The sequence below is a fragment of the Pseudoxanthomonas sp. P4_B2 genome (genome assembly GCF_056402315.1).
In genome coordinates, this window is record NZ_JBFUHQ010000002.1 from 1 (window position 1) to 16825 (window position 16825).

8 protein-coding genes and 1 pseudogene are annotated in these 16825 nt (G+C 63.5%); all 9 read right to left on the bottom strand.

Annotated elements, in window-relative coordinates; genetic code table 11:
- Positions 1-405: pseudogene (locus AC1DTQ_RS04615) on the bottom strand (xylose isomerase); the annotation flags it as partial.
- A gap of 33 nt (positions 406-438) precedes the next feature.
- Positions 439-1932, bottom strand: a complete 1494-nt coding sequence (xylB, locus tag AC1DTQ_RS04620; RefSeq protein WP_477848365.1) for a xylulokinase — start codon at positions 1930-1932, stop codon at positions 439-441.
- A complete protein-coding gene (locus AC1DTQ_RS04625; protein ID WP_477848366.1) occupies positions 1929-4301 on the bottom strand; it encodes a glycoside hydrolase family 95 protein in 2373 nt (790 codons plus the stop codon). The genes xylB and AC1DTQ_RS04625 overlap by 4 nt, the downstream gene beginning before the upstream one ends.
- Position 4302: 1 nt before the next feature.
- Complete coding sequence (locus AC1DTQ_RS04630) at positions 4303-7149, bottom strand: TIM-barrel domain-containing protein (protein ID WP_477848367.1); 2847 nt, start codon at positions 7147-7149, stop codon at positions 4303-4305.
- A gap of 117 nt (positions 7150-7266) precedes the next feature.
- A complete protein-coding gene (locus tag AC1DTQ_RS04635; RefSeq protein ID WP_477848368.1) occupies positions 7267-8985 on the bottom strand; it encodes a GH35 family beta-galactosidase in 1719 nt (572 codons plus the stop codon).
- Position 8986: 1 nt separating this feature from the next.
- Positions 8987-10918 carry a sialate O-acetylesterase gene (locus tag AC1DTQ_RS04640; RefSeq protein WP_477848369.1) on the bottom strand — a complete coding sequence of 644 codons (1932 nt, stop codon included), beginning with the start codon at positions 10916-10918 and terminating at the stop codon, positions 8987-8989.
- On the bottom strand, positions 10915-12807 hold the full coding sequence (locus tag AC1DTQ_RS04645) for a glycoside hydrolase family 2 protein (protein ID WP_477848370.1): 1893 nt from the start codon (positions 12805-12807) through the stop codon (positions 10915-10917). The genes AC1DTQ_RS04640 and AC1DTQ_RS04645 overlap by 4 nt, the downstream gene beginning before the upstream one ends.
- Positions 12791-15055 carry a cellulase gene (locus tag AC1DTQ_RS04650; RefSeq protein WP_477848371.1) on the bottom strand — a complete coding sequence of 755 codons (2265 nt, stop codon included), beginning with the start codon at positions 15053-15055 and terminating at the stop codon, positions 12791-12793. Before AC1DTQ_RS04650 ends, AC1DTQ_RS04645 begins: the two co-directional genes overlap by 17 nt.
- A 374-nt stretch (positions 15056-15429) precedes the next feature.
- The gene (locus AC1DTQ_RS04655; protein WP_477848372.1) at positions 15430-16671 is read right to left on the bottom strand and encodes a glycoside hydrolase family 27 protein; all 1242 of its coding nucleotides are present in this window, start codon (positions 16669-16671) and stop codon (positions 15430-15432) included.
- Positions 16672-16825 lie beyond the last annotated feature (154 nt).

Consider the following 16825-nt stretch of genomic DNA (forward strand, 5'->3'; position numbering starts at 1 on the left):
CGCCTTGGCCAGGCCGACCATGTGCTTGAGGTTCTTCTCGTACTCGCCGACGTCTTCGGCATCGGGGGCCAGGTCGATATCGTGGAAGCACCAGTACGGCACCCCCAGTTTGCTGAAGAACTCGAACGCCGCATCGACCTTGGCCTCGGCCGTGGCCATTGGCGAACCCGCTTCCCACGGGAAGCGGCGGGTGCCCGGACCGAAGGGATCGTGGCCGGCGTTGCAGAAGGTATGCCAGTAGCACACCGCAAAGCGCAGGTGCTCGGCCATGGTCTTGCCGCCGATCTTCTTGTTGGCCTCGTAGATCTTGAAAGCCAGCGGGTTGTCCGAATCGCGACCTTCGAAGGGAATCCGGCCGATACCGGGGAAATATTCTTTGCTGCCGATGAAGGGGGTGTTGTTCATGATCTGTATTCCGTTCTGTTGTGCGAGTGTGTGCTACGCCGCGTACAGCGTGCGCACGGCATCGAGGTGTTGCAGGAAACGCGCGTAGTGCATCCGGTATTCGCCGACGCGCGTGGGGTCGGGGCGGGTGGAAAGTGTGGGATCGGTGGTCGCGTGTTGCGCTACCAACGTCGGCAAAGAAATGTCGTCCCCGCTTTCGTGCAGATGGGACCAGAATGCCTGCAGCGCCGCACCGAACGCGGCACCTTCGGCCTGATGAGGAACTTCTACCGGCAAATCGAAGACGTCGGCGATCATCTGCCGCCAGGCCGCGCTCTTGCCGCCGCCGCCAGTCAGCACGATGGCGTCGAAACCCAGACCCGCCGCAGCGAATGCATCGTAGCCGTACTTCAAGGTGTAGGTCGCGCCTTCCATCGCCGCACGATAGCAGTTGCCAGGCGTGGCATTGAGCAGGTCCATGCCCAGCATCGCGGCGCGGGCATCGGGCAAATTCGGCGTGCGTTCGCCATTGAAGAAGGGCAGCAAGGTCAGGCCGCCGGCGCCCGGCCGGGTTTCGTCGATCATGGCTTCACCTTGGCCGACGTTGAAGCCGAACAGGCGGGCGATGGTTTCAGTGGCAACCGTGCAGTTCATGGTGCAGATCAACGGCAGCCAACCGCCGGACGAGGAACAGAACGCCGCCCAGGCCCCCTTGGCATCCACCACCGGCTGATCGGCGTACGCGAACAGGGTTCCGGAAGTGCCCAGGCTCATCGACAGACGGCCCGGCACCACGCAGCCGGTACCTATCGCCGCCATCATGTTGTCGCCGCCGCCGACCGCGATACGCACGCCGTGCGCCAGTCCCAGCGCGTCAGCGATCGCAGGCAGGATCGCGAAGGTGGTGCCCAGTTCGACCAACGGCGGCAAGCACGGCGAAAGATCGCGATCGGGATCGATGGCGGCCAGCATCTCTTTCGACCACTGGCGCGTGCGCACATCGAGCCAGCCGGTGCCCGAGGCATCGCCGACCTCGGTGAATTTCTCGCCGGTCAAGTAGAAGTTGAGATAGTCGTGCGGCAGCAAGATGGTCGCCAGATCGCGATAGACCTCAGGACGATGCACGCGCGTCCACGGCAGCTTTGAAGCGGTATAGCCGGGCAGGATGGGATTGCCTGCGATCTCGATGCAGCGCTGTTCTCCACCGAGCGCCTGCATGATCTGTCCGCACTCGCGCGCGCTGCTGGTGTCGCACCACAATTTGACCGGCGCCAGCACCTCGCCATCGCGGCCCAGCGGCACGAAGCCATGCTGTTGTCCGGAGACGCTAATCGCGACGATGGCAGCGCGGACCGATGCTTCCAGTTGCGCGAAGCACGCATGTACACCTTCAGTCCACCATGATGCCAGCTGCTCACGGCTGCCGTCTTCGCCACTGATGAGTTCGAGCGCTGCGCTGGTAGTCGCGACGACTTGTCGGGACTCCGCGTCGTAGACCAGGAGCTTGATGCTCTGGGTTCCCGCATCGATGCCGGCGTACAGGCTCATGCCGCCACCAACTTGCCGTTTTGCAGATGTATACGTCGCGATTGACCCGCTTCGAGTTCGATATCCAGACTCTGTTCTCCCAATACCACGTTGTAATGACCGCCACGCACGCTGGTGAGCGTTGCGGTGTTCAGACGACCCGCTTTCCACGATAGATCGATGCCGGCCGCACCGCGCACTTTAAGGCCACGCACGGAGCCCGCTTTCCACGCTTCCGGCAGCGCCGGCAGCAGGAAGATCGAGCCGCCCCAACTCTGCAACAGCATTTCGGTGATGCCGGCGGTGCCGCCGAAGTTTCCGTCGATCTGGAACGGCGGATGCGCATCGAACAGGTTCGGATAGGTCCGCTGCGGAGCCAGCAGCATGCGCAGGATCTTCAGCGCGTGTTCGCCATCGCCCAACCGTGCCCATAGATTCAAGCGCCAACCGATGCCCCAGCCGGTCGCGTCGTCGCCGCGAATTTCCAGCGAGCGCCTGGCGGCCGCGGCGAGTTTCGGCGTATCGCGCAGGTTGATCTGCGAACTCGGGTGCAATGCGTAAAGATGCGAGACGTGGCGGTGATGGATCTCAGGCGCCTGCATATCCCAATCTTCGCGCCATTCCTGCAGCTGGCCCGCTTCGCCGATGCGATCCGAAGGCAGCTGCTCACGCAATTGCTTCAGCTGTTGTGCGAAACCGGCATCCACGCCCAACAGGCCGGCGGCCTGGATGCATTGTGCGAACAGATCGCGCAGCAGTTGCGAATCCATCGCTGGCCCAGCGCACAGCGAGGCGCCCTTTGGATGGATGTTCTCGGGCGACATCGATGGGTTGGTGACCCTCTCGCCGGTAGCGGGATCGCGCACCAGCGTGGCGGCGAAAAACTCGGCCGCGCCCTTGAACAGCGGATAGATCTTTCGCAGATAGGCCTCGTCACGGCCGTAGTCCCAGCGATCCCACAATTGCTGTAGCAACCAGGCGCCGCCCATCGGCCATAAGCCCCACTGCGCACCGTCGATGGGTCCGGTTTGCCGCCACAGGTCGGTGTTGTGGTGCACCACCCAGCCGGGGGCTCCGTACATTTCTTTGGCCCGGCGCGCGCCCTTCTCCGCCAGGTCGAACAGCATGGCCTCCAACGGTTCCACGCATTCCGGCAATGCATTGGCCTCGCTAGGCCAGTAGTTCATTTCGGTGTTGATGTTGATCGTGTACTTGCTTTCCCACGGCGGGTCCATCAGATCGTTCCAGATGCCCTGCAGGTTGGCTGGCTGCGAACCCGGACGCGAACTGGAGATCAGCAGATAACGGCCGTACTGGTGATAGAGCGCGGCCAATGCGGGATCGCCGCCATTGGCGAAGTGCTCGACGCGTTCGTCGGTAGGCAACTGTGCGGCATCGGTGCGCCCCAGGTCGATGGCGACACGGCGGAACAGGCGTTGGTGCTCGGTTATGTGGGCTGCGCGCAAATCTTCGAAACCGCGCTGTTGCGCGGCGGCAAGTTGCCGCAATGTGATCGCCTCGGGGTCTCCGCCGACATCGTCGTAGCGACGGTAGCTGGTGGCGGCGGTAATCAGCAGCACCGCCTCGTCCGCGGCTTCGATCTCGATGCGGCCGTCGCGCGTATTCATCGAGCCGCCGCGCGGAATGGCGCGGACCCTCGTAGCGAACTTCAACTTGCCTTCGATGCCATGGCGTGCGGCATTGCGGCCGCGCAACAGCAAAGCGCCCTCTTCGGCCGACACTTCGTTCTGCTGATCGCTGTCCAGCGACACCCGCAGGGTGATGCCGCCGGGACGGTCGGTCGACAGGCGCATCACGATGCACTGATCGACCGGCGAAACGAAGGCTTCGCGCGAGTGCGCCGTCTTCCAGGTTTGGAACTGCGTGCGCGTGATCGCAGTATCCAGGTCCAGCTCGCGACGATAGTCGGAGATATCCGGAATATCGCGGAAATCCAGCACTACATCGGCCAGCGGCTGATAGGGCATCTGCTTGAGCGGCCGCGCCATCATCTTGGCGTTGGCCAGCGCTTCGGCCTGCGCGTATTCGCCGGCGAAGATCAGTCTGCGCACTTCCGGCAATGCTTCCAACGCGCCGGAAGTGTCGGCTTCGTACGGGCCGCCCGCATACAACGTGTCTTCGTTGAGTTGCAGGCGTTCGTGTTCGATACCGCCCCACACCATCGCGCCCAGTCGGCCATTGCCTAGCGGCAACGCTTCCACCCAACGCGTCGCCGGCCGGCGATACCACAGCTTCAACGCATCCTCACCGGCGCTATCCCATGCCGGCGAGGGCGTGTCCGCCCTCACCGCCGATGGCGCCAAGCTGGCGAGCGCGAGTCCCGCGCCCACCGCCTTGAACAATTCACGCCGGGTCGGATCGATGCTCACGTTACTTCTTTTCCGCCTGCTTCACGGTGATCGCTTTGCCGTCGTACTGCACGGTGGCATCGGTGGCGGGTTCCAACGCGCCGGCATCGGCGCGCGGACCACTGATCCAGCGCACGCGGACTTCGCGCTTAGCCTGCATGCTGGGGAACGACCCTTCGCGTGCGCCGATGCTCAGTTCGCCGGTCTTTTCATTCCACTTCAGCGGAATACGGCTGAACTCGCCCTTCTCGTAGCCGTAGCCCTTGCCGTCGTCTTCGTACAGCGAGAACTCGCCGTCGGCGCCCGTATAGACCACCAAGCTCAGCGGCGCGTCCTTCTTCTCATCCACGTACTGCTGCACCGGACCGGTCGGCACGATGGAACCTGCTCGCACGAACAGCGGCATGCGCTCCAGCGGCGCGGCCGCTTGTAAGGTCTGACCGCCATCGTGGCGCTGGCCGGTGTAGAAGTCGTACCAGGCGCTGCCGGCCGGCAGATAGACCGGACGCTGCGTTGCCTTGAACGCGGTCACCGGAGCCACCAGGAACGCCGGCCCGAACAGGTACTGATCGTTGATGTCGCGGACCTTGGCGTCGCCCGGGAAATCCATGGCCAGGCTGCGCATCATGCTGCCGTCGTGATGATAGGTATCGCCGGCCAGCGTGTAGATGTAGGGCAGCAGGGTGTAACGCAGGCGGTTGTAGTAGGCCATGCTGGCGTAGTACGGCGTGCCTTCCGGTGCGATGTTCCAGATCTCGCGGTACGGGAACTGGCCGTGCGAACGGAACAGCGGCACGAATGCGCCGAACTGGTACCAGCGGGTGTTGAGTTCGCGCCATTCCGGCAGGTGCGCCGGATCCTGGTTCTCATAGCGCTTCTCCACCGCGAAACCGCCGATATCGAAGGTCCAGTTCGGCAGGCCCGACATCGACAGGTTGACGCCGGCGGAAATCTGATCGCGCATGTCGTCCCAGCGCGAAGCGATATCGCCGCTCCATACCGACACCGCATTGCGCTGGGTACCGGCGTAGCCTTTGCGCGACAGGATGAACACGCGCTTGTCCGGATCGGCCGCACGGTCACCGCGGTACACACCCTGGGTATGCGGCAGCGGATAGGAATTGAAGAACTCGGTCGAGGGACCCACCGCGGTCGGCGTGGTGCGTGCTTTACGCTCGCCGACGTCGAGGTTGGAATGCAGATCCGGCTCGTCCGCGTCCAGCCACCAGGCGTCGAAGCCCTTGCTGTTGAGCTTCTCGTTGATCTGCCGCCAGTAGATGGCCTGCGCCTTCTCCGAATACGGATCGTAGAACGAGTTCAGGTAGCCCTCGCCGATCCAATCCTTCTCGCCCACCTCCACATTGCGCTTGTACATGAAGCCGGCAGCGTCGAGTTCCTTGTAGTTGGCGGTAGTGGGATAGAACTTGGGCCACACCGAAATCATGATCTGCCCGTGCATGTCATGCACCTGCTTGACCATGCCGTCCGGATCGGGGAAGTGCGTCTTGTCGAAATCGTGCGAACCCCAGGCGTCCTGCGGCCAGTACGACCAGTCGAGCACGATGTTGTCGATGGGCAATTGGCGCTTACGGTATTCGGCCATTGCGCCGACCAGTTCGTCCTGCGTCTTGTAGCGCTCGCGGCTTTGCCAGAATCCGTACGCCCACTTCGGCAGCAGCACCGCTTTGCCGGTCAGCTGGCGATAGCCGGCGATGACCTGATCAGCGGAGGCCCCAGCGACGAAGTAGTAATCGACCATCTGGCCGGCTTCGGACCATAGCGACAGGTCCTTGGCTTCGGCGGCAGGCAACGGATCGCGGTGCAGCAGCGCGATGTAGCTGGGATCGATCAACTTCCACTCGATCTTCAGCTTGTGGCGCGCGCCCGGTTGAAGATCCAGTGCGAACTCGTGGTGCCACGGATTCCAGTTCTGGCGCCAGCGGTCGATCACCAGCTTGCCATCGATCCACAGCTTGGCGTATTCACTGGAATACAGAGAGAACGTATGCCGGCCCGGGCTGAGCGCTTCGATCTCGCCCTCCCAGGTCACCTGCATCGGTTGGGTCTTGCTCTTGGCTTCGGCCGGGAAGTTGGCCAGATCCTTGATGTACTGGTAGTTCACCTCGGCTTCGCGGCGCTCCACCTTCTGCGCGCCGCCGACCGAATAGCGCGCGGTCAGCGCGCCTGCTTCGCCCTTGGCGTCGTACAGCTTCAGGCTTTTCGGCAGCGGCTGCAGGCCGCGCGGATCGCCCATGCGGGTGATGGCGTTGTTGTCCCACAGCAACCCGTAGTTGCGGCTGGACACCAGGAACGGCACCGCCATGTCCACGTTGTGCTGCAGCAGTTCGACATCATGGCCCTTCTGGTTCATCCAGCCTTGCTGATGTTGGCCGAAGCCATAGATGGCTTCATCCTCGGGCGATTCGAAACGCTGGCGGACGCTGAGATAAGGCTTGCCTTCCACTTCCAGCGGAGAAAAACTCCTGCCGCCTTCGACCTCGCTCAGGATCGGCTTGCCCTGCTTGTCCAAGAAGCTGACCCGCCCGCTCTGCAGCGAAACCTCGGCGGTCACCTTGTCGGTGGTCAGGCGCAGTTTGCCGTCGGCGCTAGCGACATCGAACGTGGCGACCGGTGTAGTGCCGGCCTCCACCCGCATCAGGCTGGGACTGCGTTTGAAATCGCCATCGGGATCGGCACTGACCCGGATGATGCCGGCATCCACCACCTGCAGGCGCACTGCAGCGGCGCCTTTATCCGAGGGATGTACGATGACGCCGTTGTCGGTCTTCTCATAAGCCTGTCCGGCTTTGCCGCCGCAAGCGGCCAGCAAAGCCAGCAACGGCAGGGTCAGCCCCATTAAATTACGCATCTTCCGCTCCTCTCTTTCGATTCGTGTGGGACGGGCCCAAGCCCGCCGCTACGGATTCGGCAACGATCGTCGAACGCCGTCAGTACCTTTCACCTATTCAATTCAATACGTCTCAATTCAATACGTCGCCAGCTTGACCTTCAACAACTGATCGGCGCTGGAAAAATTCAATCCGTAATCGGTCTGGTCGCCGTTCCAGACGCGCTGGAACTTCCATTGGTCGTTTTCGTAGGTGCCTTCCTCGACACGGTCGTAGATCTGCCGCGCGGCGACCGCAGGATCGACGGCGACGATGTTGACGCGCGCGTGGTAACCGGTGACCAGGAATTCATCGGTGCCTGTTTCCGCGATCAACGCCGCACCCGTCGGCTCCGGATTGCCGGGCGCTTCGCCCTGGAACCAGAATTGCGGCACGCCATAGGTAACCACGGCATTCCAGCGGTCGTTGAGCTTGATCGTCTGTACCGGCTGTCCGGCCTGCTCGGCGGTGCCATGCACTTTGCCTTCGAAGCTCAGCTTGGCCAGCACTCGCGCGGCCGGCCGCACCAGACGATAGTTCAGCGCGAACGGCTCCAGCGATTCGGGCGACATCTTCTTGGCCCCCAACGGCCAGTTGGAATAGCGCGTGTAGTCGATGCCGAACGGCGACCAGCCGATGGCCTGCTGGTCCAATGCCGCGAAGAAATAACGCGCGAACATCGTATCGTTGCCGGTTTCGGCCACCAGCAAGGCGTTGTCGGGGCGCGAGTAACGGTCCAGCACGGTGGTGTACTTGTCGTACTCGCGCATGTAGATGTCTGGCGCCAGCAGGTCGATGTTGGGTGCGGCTGCCTTGTAGACCTCCAGCACGTTGTCGGTGGGACCGCCGCTCTCATACTGTCCGGGCAGGCCGGGCGTGAACGGATCGCGCAACGCCGCATTCACGTACATCGGCAACGGATACTCGGCCTTGCCAGCAGCGGCGACCTGATCGATGTAGTGCGCCACATGCCAAGCGTGGAAGAACTCATCGGCGTCGTTGCCGAATACCTGCTTCCAGCCGCCGGGCTGTTTGCCCGTCTTCTTGATCAGCGCTTCCGGCACCGGCCCATCGAACGCCTTCTGCGCCAGCGGCGAGAAATCGCGCGGCGCGCCATAGGTGCCGGGTTCGTTCTCCGGCTGAATCATGATGACAGTGCGCTGCGGATCGGCCTGCTTCAGATGGCGCATCAGCTGCACAAAGGCCTTTTTATCGGCTTCCAGCGTTTCCGCAGCCAAGGGCGACAGGGAGTTCAGTGTCTTGCCGTCGGCGGTAATGAGGCGCGGAAAACGCTTGTTGTCCAGCTTGACCCAGGCGGGCGCGTAGTTGGGCCCATTGTTCTTCCAGGTGGCGAACCACAACAGCACCAGCCGCACCTCGTGCTCGCGCGCCTGCGCCAGTAACGTGTCGACGAAGGAGAAATCGAATTTGCCTTCCTGCGGCTCGACCTGCTCCCAGGCGACCGGCACCATCACCGTGTTCGGCTTCAACACCTCGATGGCAGGCCACACCTTCTCGAGCGCGGCGGGATAGTTGCTGGAGTTGTTCACCTGCGCGCCCAGCAGCAGGAACGGTTGGCCGTCCACCAGCAATGCGTGACGGCCGTTCTCGCTCACCAGTTTGGGAATAGGCGCTTCGGCGGCGCGCGCCTCTTTCGGCGCGTCTTTCCCACCAGCCGGCGCTGCTGCCTGTGGCGCTTCGGATGCCGGCTTGCATGCAGCCAGCGCCGCCAGCGCCGCCAGCACGGCGATCGATCGCAACAGGCGGAGGGCAGTGGTGCCGTTGGGAGTTCGGCTCGTCATCTTAAGGTTCTCCATGTCACCAGGCATCGCTGCGGAACGGCGATGCCGGTAATCCATCGCGGTTGATCAAATCGGCATGTTCGGGATTGTCGCTCCACGCGTAGCGTACGGCCTGCGGTTGTGCGACCGCGTCGCTGGTCACCACGATGGAGTCGCCCTTGAGGACAGCGCGAGCCGGATGAAAGCGGTGGTCGGCGCCGGCCAGCTCGAAACCCTGCGCTTCATTGCCGCCGCCGCGCGTCGCCAACGCACTGGTGGATGGAGCGAATTCCACCTTCGCCTCGCGTCCCTTGAACTTGACCGTGCGATACACCGGCCCGGAATACACCAGCGATTCGCCGTAACTCGCGTGACGCGCGGCCAGCGCCAGACGGTGGCCGACTTGCTGTTTGTCCGTCGGGTGGATGTCGTCCGGATTGCCGACATCGATGGTCACTGCCTGTGCGGTGGCCGGCAGAGCGAGCGTATGCGACTGCGATTCGCGCAGCAGCGCCCAGGGACTGCCAGCGCCAGCGCTTTGGCCGGGAACATCGCCGCCGGATTTGAAGTTGGCCAGCTGCACCCACAGAAACGGCAACGCCGGCTGCTTCCAGTCGCCGCGCCATTGCTCGATCAGTGCGGCGAACAGATCGCGATAACGGTAAGCATCGGCCGCGGTCGCGTTGGCTTCGCCCTGGTACCAGATCACGCCGCGTACGGGATACGGCTGCAACGGGTAGATCATCTGGTTGTACAGCAGCGCGGGGTACTGGTTCTTGTCGTCGATCATCGCCAGCGACACCTGGGCGGGACGGAATTTCCACGCCCCGTCCAACGGCCGCTTCGCCGCCCCTTGCGGTTGCACGAACACTTCGCTGGCAGCGCCGTGGATGCCGCCGCCGCCGCCGAAATCCTGCACCCTCACCGCGACCTGATTGATTCCGGCACGCAGCGCCTGTGGCGGCACCTGATATTCGCGCGGCAAGTTGTACTGCATGCGGGTTTCGCCCACCTGCCGGCCATTGACCCAGGTGGTGTCGGTATCGTCGATGCGGCCGACACCCAGCACGATGCCCGCCTTGGCTTCGGCATCGCTCAAGGTGAAGCTGGCGCGATACCAGGCCTCGCCATCCATGCCGTTGTAGCCGCCGCCTTCCCATAAACCCGGCACCGCGATGCGATCCCAGTCGCGGTCGTCGAAATCGGCCTGATTCCAGCGTGAGGTATCGACTCCCTTCTGCGGCCAGCGCGCCAGACGCTTACGGGTTTCATTCAACGCGCTTTGGTCGCGCTTCTGCAGTTCCTGCGCCTGCCGCGCGATTGCCTGCGCGTCCAGACCCAGCTTGGCGGCGTCGGCCCAGGCCTCGAGGCGGCTGCCGCCCCAAGTGCTGTCGATGATGCCAATGGGCACGCCCGTCTTGGCTCGCAGTTCGCGCGCGAAGAAATAACCGACCGCCGAGAACGCCCCCACCGTCTGCGGCGAAGCCGCCTGCCATTGGCCGCCGGTCAGGCGCGCTTCCGGTTGGCCCGACCACGACTTGGGCACCTTGAAATGACGGATGCGTAGGTCGCTCGCACTTGCGATTTCCCGCTCCGCGTCCTTGGCCTGTGCGACCGGCCATTCCATATTCGACTGGCCCGAAGCCAACCATACGTCGCCGACCAGGACATCGTGCACGGTCGTGGCGTCGCCGCCGTTCTCACGAATCCTCAACAGGTAAGGCCCACCCGCGGCATGCGCGGGCAGTTCGACCCGCCACGCGCCATCGCCGGAGGCCGTGGCCTTTGCGCTGCGACCGTCGAACGCGACTTCGATCTTCGCGCCCGGCGTCGCCCAACCCCAGACCGGCAGCGGCTGGTCGCGCTGAACCACCGCGCCGTCGGAAAACAGCAGCGGCAGCGTGACCTTCGCCTGTACGGGCTGCGCCGCCAGCAGCAGTCCCAGCCCGATAAAAAGGGTACGTTTCACCGTCCAACCTCCGCGTAATAGTCGTGAATTACCTGCCAGGCCAGCTTGTGCTCACCGCGCTCGGACAATAGGCCCTTGCGGTTGTAGCCGGACTGGAACGGATGCATCCGCACCGGCGAACGGAAGTCCATCATCACCCAGGGCGCCGTGCCGCGCAGGAACGGAATCCACGCCAGCATGCGCAGTTGTTTGCGATAAAACTCGGCTTGGAACTCCTCGTTCCAGGCGCTGGCCACATCGTCCTCGCCGTGATGGCCGTAACGCGCCTCGGCGCCGAATTCGGTGATCAGCAGCGGCTTGCCGAACGGCTTCCACACGGTTTGTTCGGGTTCGACCGGCCACGGCGTGTACCAGCCGAAGTATTCGTTGATGCCGACTATATCCAACGATGCGACCAACGGATCGGCGATGGTCAACGTGTTGCCGTCGAAACCGGGCCCATAAAACGCCGCGCTGACCAGCCGGGTAGGATCCAACCGGCGCGCCTGTTGCGCCAGCGCGGAGAGCGCTGCGTTGCGCGCAGGCCCGGGCGAAGTTTCGTTGGCGATGCCCCAGACGATGACGGCGGCGCGGTTGCGGTCGCGACCGATCATTTCCGCCAGCATCGCGTCGAGCTTGTCCTGCATGCCGGCGGCGGCGAAGTCGATGCCCTGGTAGACGGGAATTTCCTGCCACAGCAGCAGGCCCATGCGATCGGCCAGGCGCAACAGATGTTCGTTATGCGGGTAATGGGCCAGGCGCACGAAATTGGCGCCCAGTTGTTTCGCCTGCTCCAGCATGCGTTGCGCGTCGGCTTCGGAATGCGCACGACGACCATCGATCTCTTCGTGGAAATTGACGCCGCGCAGGAACAGCGGCTCGCCGTTGAGCAGGAGCTCGTCGCCGCGCGCTGCGATGCTGCGGAAACCGATGTCCTCGTTCAGCGACTCTTCCGGCGTGGAGACCTCTACGCGGTACAACTTCGGCTGCGCCGGCGACCACAATGCGAATGGCGCCTCGAAATTCAATAGCGCGCGACCGTCGGCACCCGCCTCAGCGCGCACGTCCACGCCCAGTTCGGGAATGCGCACGCGCACCGGTTGCCGTGGTGCGGTGCCGGCCAGTTGCACCCAGCCATCGACGCGTCGCAACGAATCCGGCGCCAGTTGCAGTGAATAATCCTGGATGTAGGTTCCCGGCGTTTCGACCAGGTCCACATCGCGGGTCAGCCCGCCGTAGTTGAACCAGTCGAAGCCCTGCGCCGGGATGCCGTCCTTGCGGCGCTCGTTGTTGACGTGCACCAGCAGGTGGTTCTCGCCGGCCTTCGCCCGTCCCGTCAATTCGAACTGGAACGGGGTGAATCCGCCTTCGTGGCTGCCGAGTTTCTCGCCATTGAGAAACACATCGGCGCGGTAATTGGCGGCGCCGAAGTGGACGAACAAGCGCCGCCCTTTACGGCGAGCGGCGGCGTCGTATTCGAACGCCTTGCGATACCACACCGAACCTTCCAGCCAGGTCAGTTCCGGCCGCTGCGTATTGAAATCGCCCGGCACGTTCAGGGTGACGCTGTCGTCGAATCCGTATTCGAAGAACTGGCTCTTGCCGGTCGCGGTACGGTCCTTCCAGACCGCCTTCCACTCGCCGATGCCGTCCGCGTAGCCGTCCACCAGCGCCTGCCATTTACCGTTGAGGCTACGCCGCTCGCGACCCGGCAAGTTGGTCAACGGCGCGGACGCGGACGTCGCGACGGGCGCAGGATTCTGCGCTTCCCTCACGCGATCCTGTGGCCGCGGTGCGTAGCCCTGTGCATTTGCTGCCAGCAAGGGTGCGCAGGCCAACGGCAAGCCGGCCAGCAACGCGACCGCGAGCCGGCGTAGAGGCGAGCAGACGGACTCAGCGCGGATCGCCATACACGATTCCCCGGCCGCCGGTAGCGAAATATACCCGGCCGTACAGGCGCGGATCGCCGGTGACGCGATAGATCTTGCCGTAGCGATGCGCGGCGTCGTCGATACGCGCCCAGTGGCCACCCTCGTCGTCGGAACGGAACAGACCGGTCTTGCCGGCGATCTGTCCGAACAAGTACAGCGCCGGCGTGTCGCTGCCTTCCTTCGGTTTGCCCAAGCCCAGCGAATACGCGTTCTCCACGCCGGGCAACCTCTCCAGCTTGCCCGCCGACCAGCGCAGCAGGCCGCGCCAGGAGGCGGTGAGATAGACCACGCCACTGTGCAGCGGATCGGGATGCACTTCGGGACGGAACCTTTCGGTGAATTCGCCTACCGTGCCCTGGGCCTCCTTGAATTCCACGCCGCCGTTGCCGCTGACGTACAGCTTGCCCGTAACGCCGTCGAATCCGTAATAGATGCCTTCGTCCACGCGGTCAGCCTCGATTACGACCGTATCCGGCACGCCCTTGACCTTCTGCCAGCGCTTGCCGAAATCGGCGGTGATCCAGGCGCCGGCATTCTTCGGCTGCCAGATGACGCGCTTGCCATCGGCGGCGAGGGTAATGTGGCCGGCTCCCTCGCCTTCCGGCGGTTCGCTGGCAAACAGTTCCCAACTCTCGCCGCCATCCAGCGAATACGCCGCGCGCACTTCGTTGTTGTTGCGATCGCGCACCGTACCGCTGCGGACCACGGTCAACGGCGACTGGCCGGCGTAGGCGATGCTTTCGCCATTGGTCAAACGAGGACCGGCGAACTGCAAGGGCGGCACGGCCAAATCATCGTGGCGGAAGCCATCGATATCGCCCACCGCACTGAGCAGGTGTGCGCCTTCCGGCGGGCTGATCAAGTCCAGCGGTACGGTTTCTTCCAGATAGGTGTTCTTGAACCACCACTGCACGCGGGACGTGCCGTCGTCGAACGCGGTCAGGTTGCGCGAGGCCCAGATGCCGTAGCCGGTCACGAACATCGCTTCGTCGGAATTGAACGGATCGATTTCGATATCGGCGATCCAGTGCGGACTGGCATGCGCCGTCCACGGCGACACACTGTGGTCGAAATCCGAACGCGGGAACAGCGGCTGCCAGCTGGCGCCGCCATCGGTGCTGCGGAAGATGTCGTCGTGCGGCCCGTAGCGGGTGAAGGTGCTGGCCAGCAGTGTCTTCGGATGCTGCGGGTCCACCGTTATCGCACCCCAACCGAAACCGTCTTTCTCGGTATCTGTGGATTGCGGCACCGGCGTGATGTCGGTCCAGGCGCCGGTGGCCGGAACGTACTTCCACACCGCGCCGTCGCTCATCTTGTCCGGGCCCGGCAAGTCGGCATAGCTCAGGTAGTAGGTACCGTCGCTGCCGCGGGCCATGTGGTTGGGACGCAATCCGACCGGCTGCCCTTCCACCGCTTTCCAGCTGCGGCCGGCGTCGTCGGAGACATAGAGACTGGTCTCCTGCGTGGAGACGCCCGCGTAGAGTCGCGGTGTCGATTGGTTAGCACGGCCGCTGCTGGCATCGAACTCGACGAACACGATGCCTATCTGCTGGACGCGATTCCAGCCCTGCGCGCTGGCTGCGGGCGAGGTGGCGATGGCCGGAAAGCTCTCCACCTTCGACCAGCGCGCGCCACGGTCTTCGCTGCGCCACAAACCATCGCGGCGGGTGCCGAACAGCAGCACGCGGCCATCGTTGGGGTCCACCGCCAACCGCTCGCCGTTGCCACGCGACAATTCGTTGCCGCCCAGCTTGAACGGCAAGTCGGTACGCAGGAACGTGCGGCCGCGATCCTGCGAACGCAGGATCGCGCCATTGCCGACCTTCGGATTGGTGTAGGTACCCGCCGCCAGATAGACGCGCTCGGGGTCGGAGGGATCGATAGCCAGGCTTTCGATGCCGGTCAGGTTGACGTCCTCGGCGCCGATCCAATCGGTCAGCGCCACCCAGCGCTTGCCCGCCGCGTCCCAGCGATAGGCGCCGCCGACATCGGTGCGTGCGTAGGCCAATCCCTTTTCAGTGGGATGAAACGTCAGGCCGGTAACGAAGCCGCCGCCGCCGATGGATACGTTGTTCCAACGGTAGGCGATCTCAGCGGCAGACGAACCCTGCACGATGCCGCAGGCAAACAGGCCCACAAAGAACGGACCGGCAACGAATGAAAGCCATCGCGATACCACGGTCTTCCGCTGCGTCGCCTGCGCAGGCCGATTAGGAATTCCATGCATCGGTGAATATCTCCAGGGACAGGTGACGCACAGGCGTTGTACCAGCGGTAGTGATGGACTCGGCTTGACGCGGCTCCGTGGCCTGGATCTTCGCCATCGCTCTAGGCACCGACCAATCGACAACGGCCCGCCGATCGGTACTTTTGGCGGGCCCCCTCGCCTGACTCCTCCGGACCTCTTCTCGGTTGGAATACGCATCCGCGGGTATCGCCGCGAGCAAAAAACGCGTGCCCCTGAGGCTGCCCGCAGCATAGGTGGCGGTGACATTCCCTGCCAATGAAATATTCGCCGCGACCTATGTCATTACCGAATGATGCAATGCATCATCGTTTCGCTTCGACTTGCAAACGAATACATGCGCTCCGGCATCGCGATTAGGGCTGAACGACGAGCATGACCACCGCATGAGGTTCGACCATGGTCGTATAGCGTCCCACTTGTGGCGCCAGATCTTGTTGCTTCCAGAGATCGCGCAGATGCGTGCTGAGATGGCGCGGGTAACCCAATTGCTCCCATCCCACTGCGATCTCGGCGGCTTGCTCACCGCGATTGAACAGCAGTACCGCGCGCCCGCCATCGGCCAAGGGTTTGACCCAGATTTCCTGGTCGCCATTCTTCGCGACGCGGCGCCCCTGCGTACCTAACGCATCCTGGTTAACGGCGATCACTTCGCGATTGAGCAGAATGCGTTTAGTCGCCTCATCCATCCGCGAAATGTCGTTGCCGGCGATCAACGGCGCAGCCATGATCGCCCACAGACTGAAGTGAGTGCGGTATTCGGTTTCGGTCATGCCGCCATTGCCGACTTCCAGCATGTCGGGATCGTTCCAGTGCCCGGGACCCGCATACGGCCATAAGGACTCATTGATATCCACGATGTCGAGCATGCCCAGCATGTATTTCTGCCTGCCCTGCCACTTATCGTAAATGTCGCCGGTGCTGCGCCAGAGATTGCCGACCGTCTTGCCCCATAACCAGGGCTTTTGGTTACCCCACTCGCACAGGGAGAACACGATGTCGCGCCCGCTGGCGCGCAGCGCGTCGGCCATCAGCGTGTAGGCTTCCTGCGCATTGCGGGTGCCGGTGTTGCACCAGTCGTACTTCAGGTAGTCCACGCCCCAGCGCGCGTACTGCAAGGCATCTTGGAATTCGTAGCCCTGGCTGCCGGGACGGCCGCCGCAGGTCTTGCGGCCCGCATCGGAATAGAGGCCGAACTTGAGGCCCTTGGCATGGATGTAGTCGCCCAGCGCCTTCATGCCGGACGGAAAACGTTTCGGATCCGCCTGGATGAAACCGTCGCGATCGCGTTCGCCGTGCCAGCAATCGTCGATGACGATGTAGCGATAGCCGGCTTCCTGCATGCCCGACGACACCATCGCATCGGCCATGCGCCGGATCAGTTTCTCGTCGACGTTGCAGGCGAACTTGTTCCAGCTGTTCCACCCCATCGGCGGCGTCAATGCCAGGCCATTCATCGTGCGCGGCGGTTCGGCTTGCGCAGGCTGCGCGTCGTCGGCCGGCGCTTCGAGTGCCAGCGCCGGCAAGATTGCTAAAACTAAAGTCAACAGCAGAGCGAACGCTGCCGGGATGAGTTTATTGGTTCGCTTGCCCTGCATGGGAAGGCTCGTCCGAATTAGCCCGCAGCGATGGGCTGCGCAAGAATCGAGCACGCCGCCCGCATCATTACGTGCGAGCGGCGTGTTCCCCGAACAGCGAGGCATTCAGTTGACCGAAGGAAGGGGAGAAAAGTCCTCCCCTTCCCAGCCACAT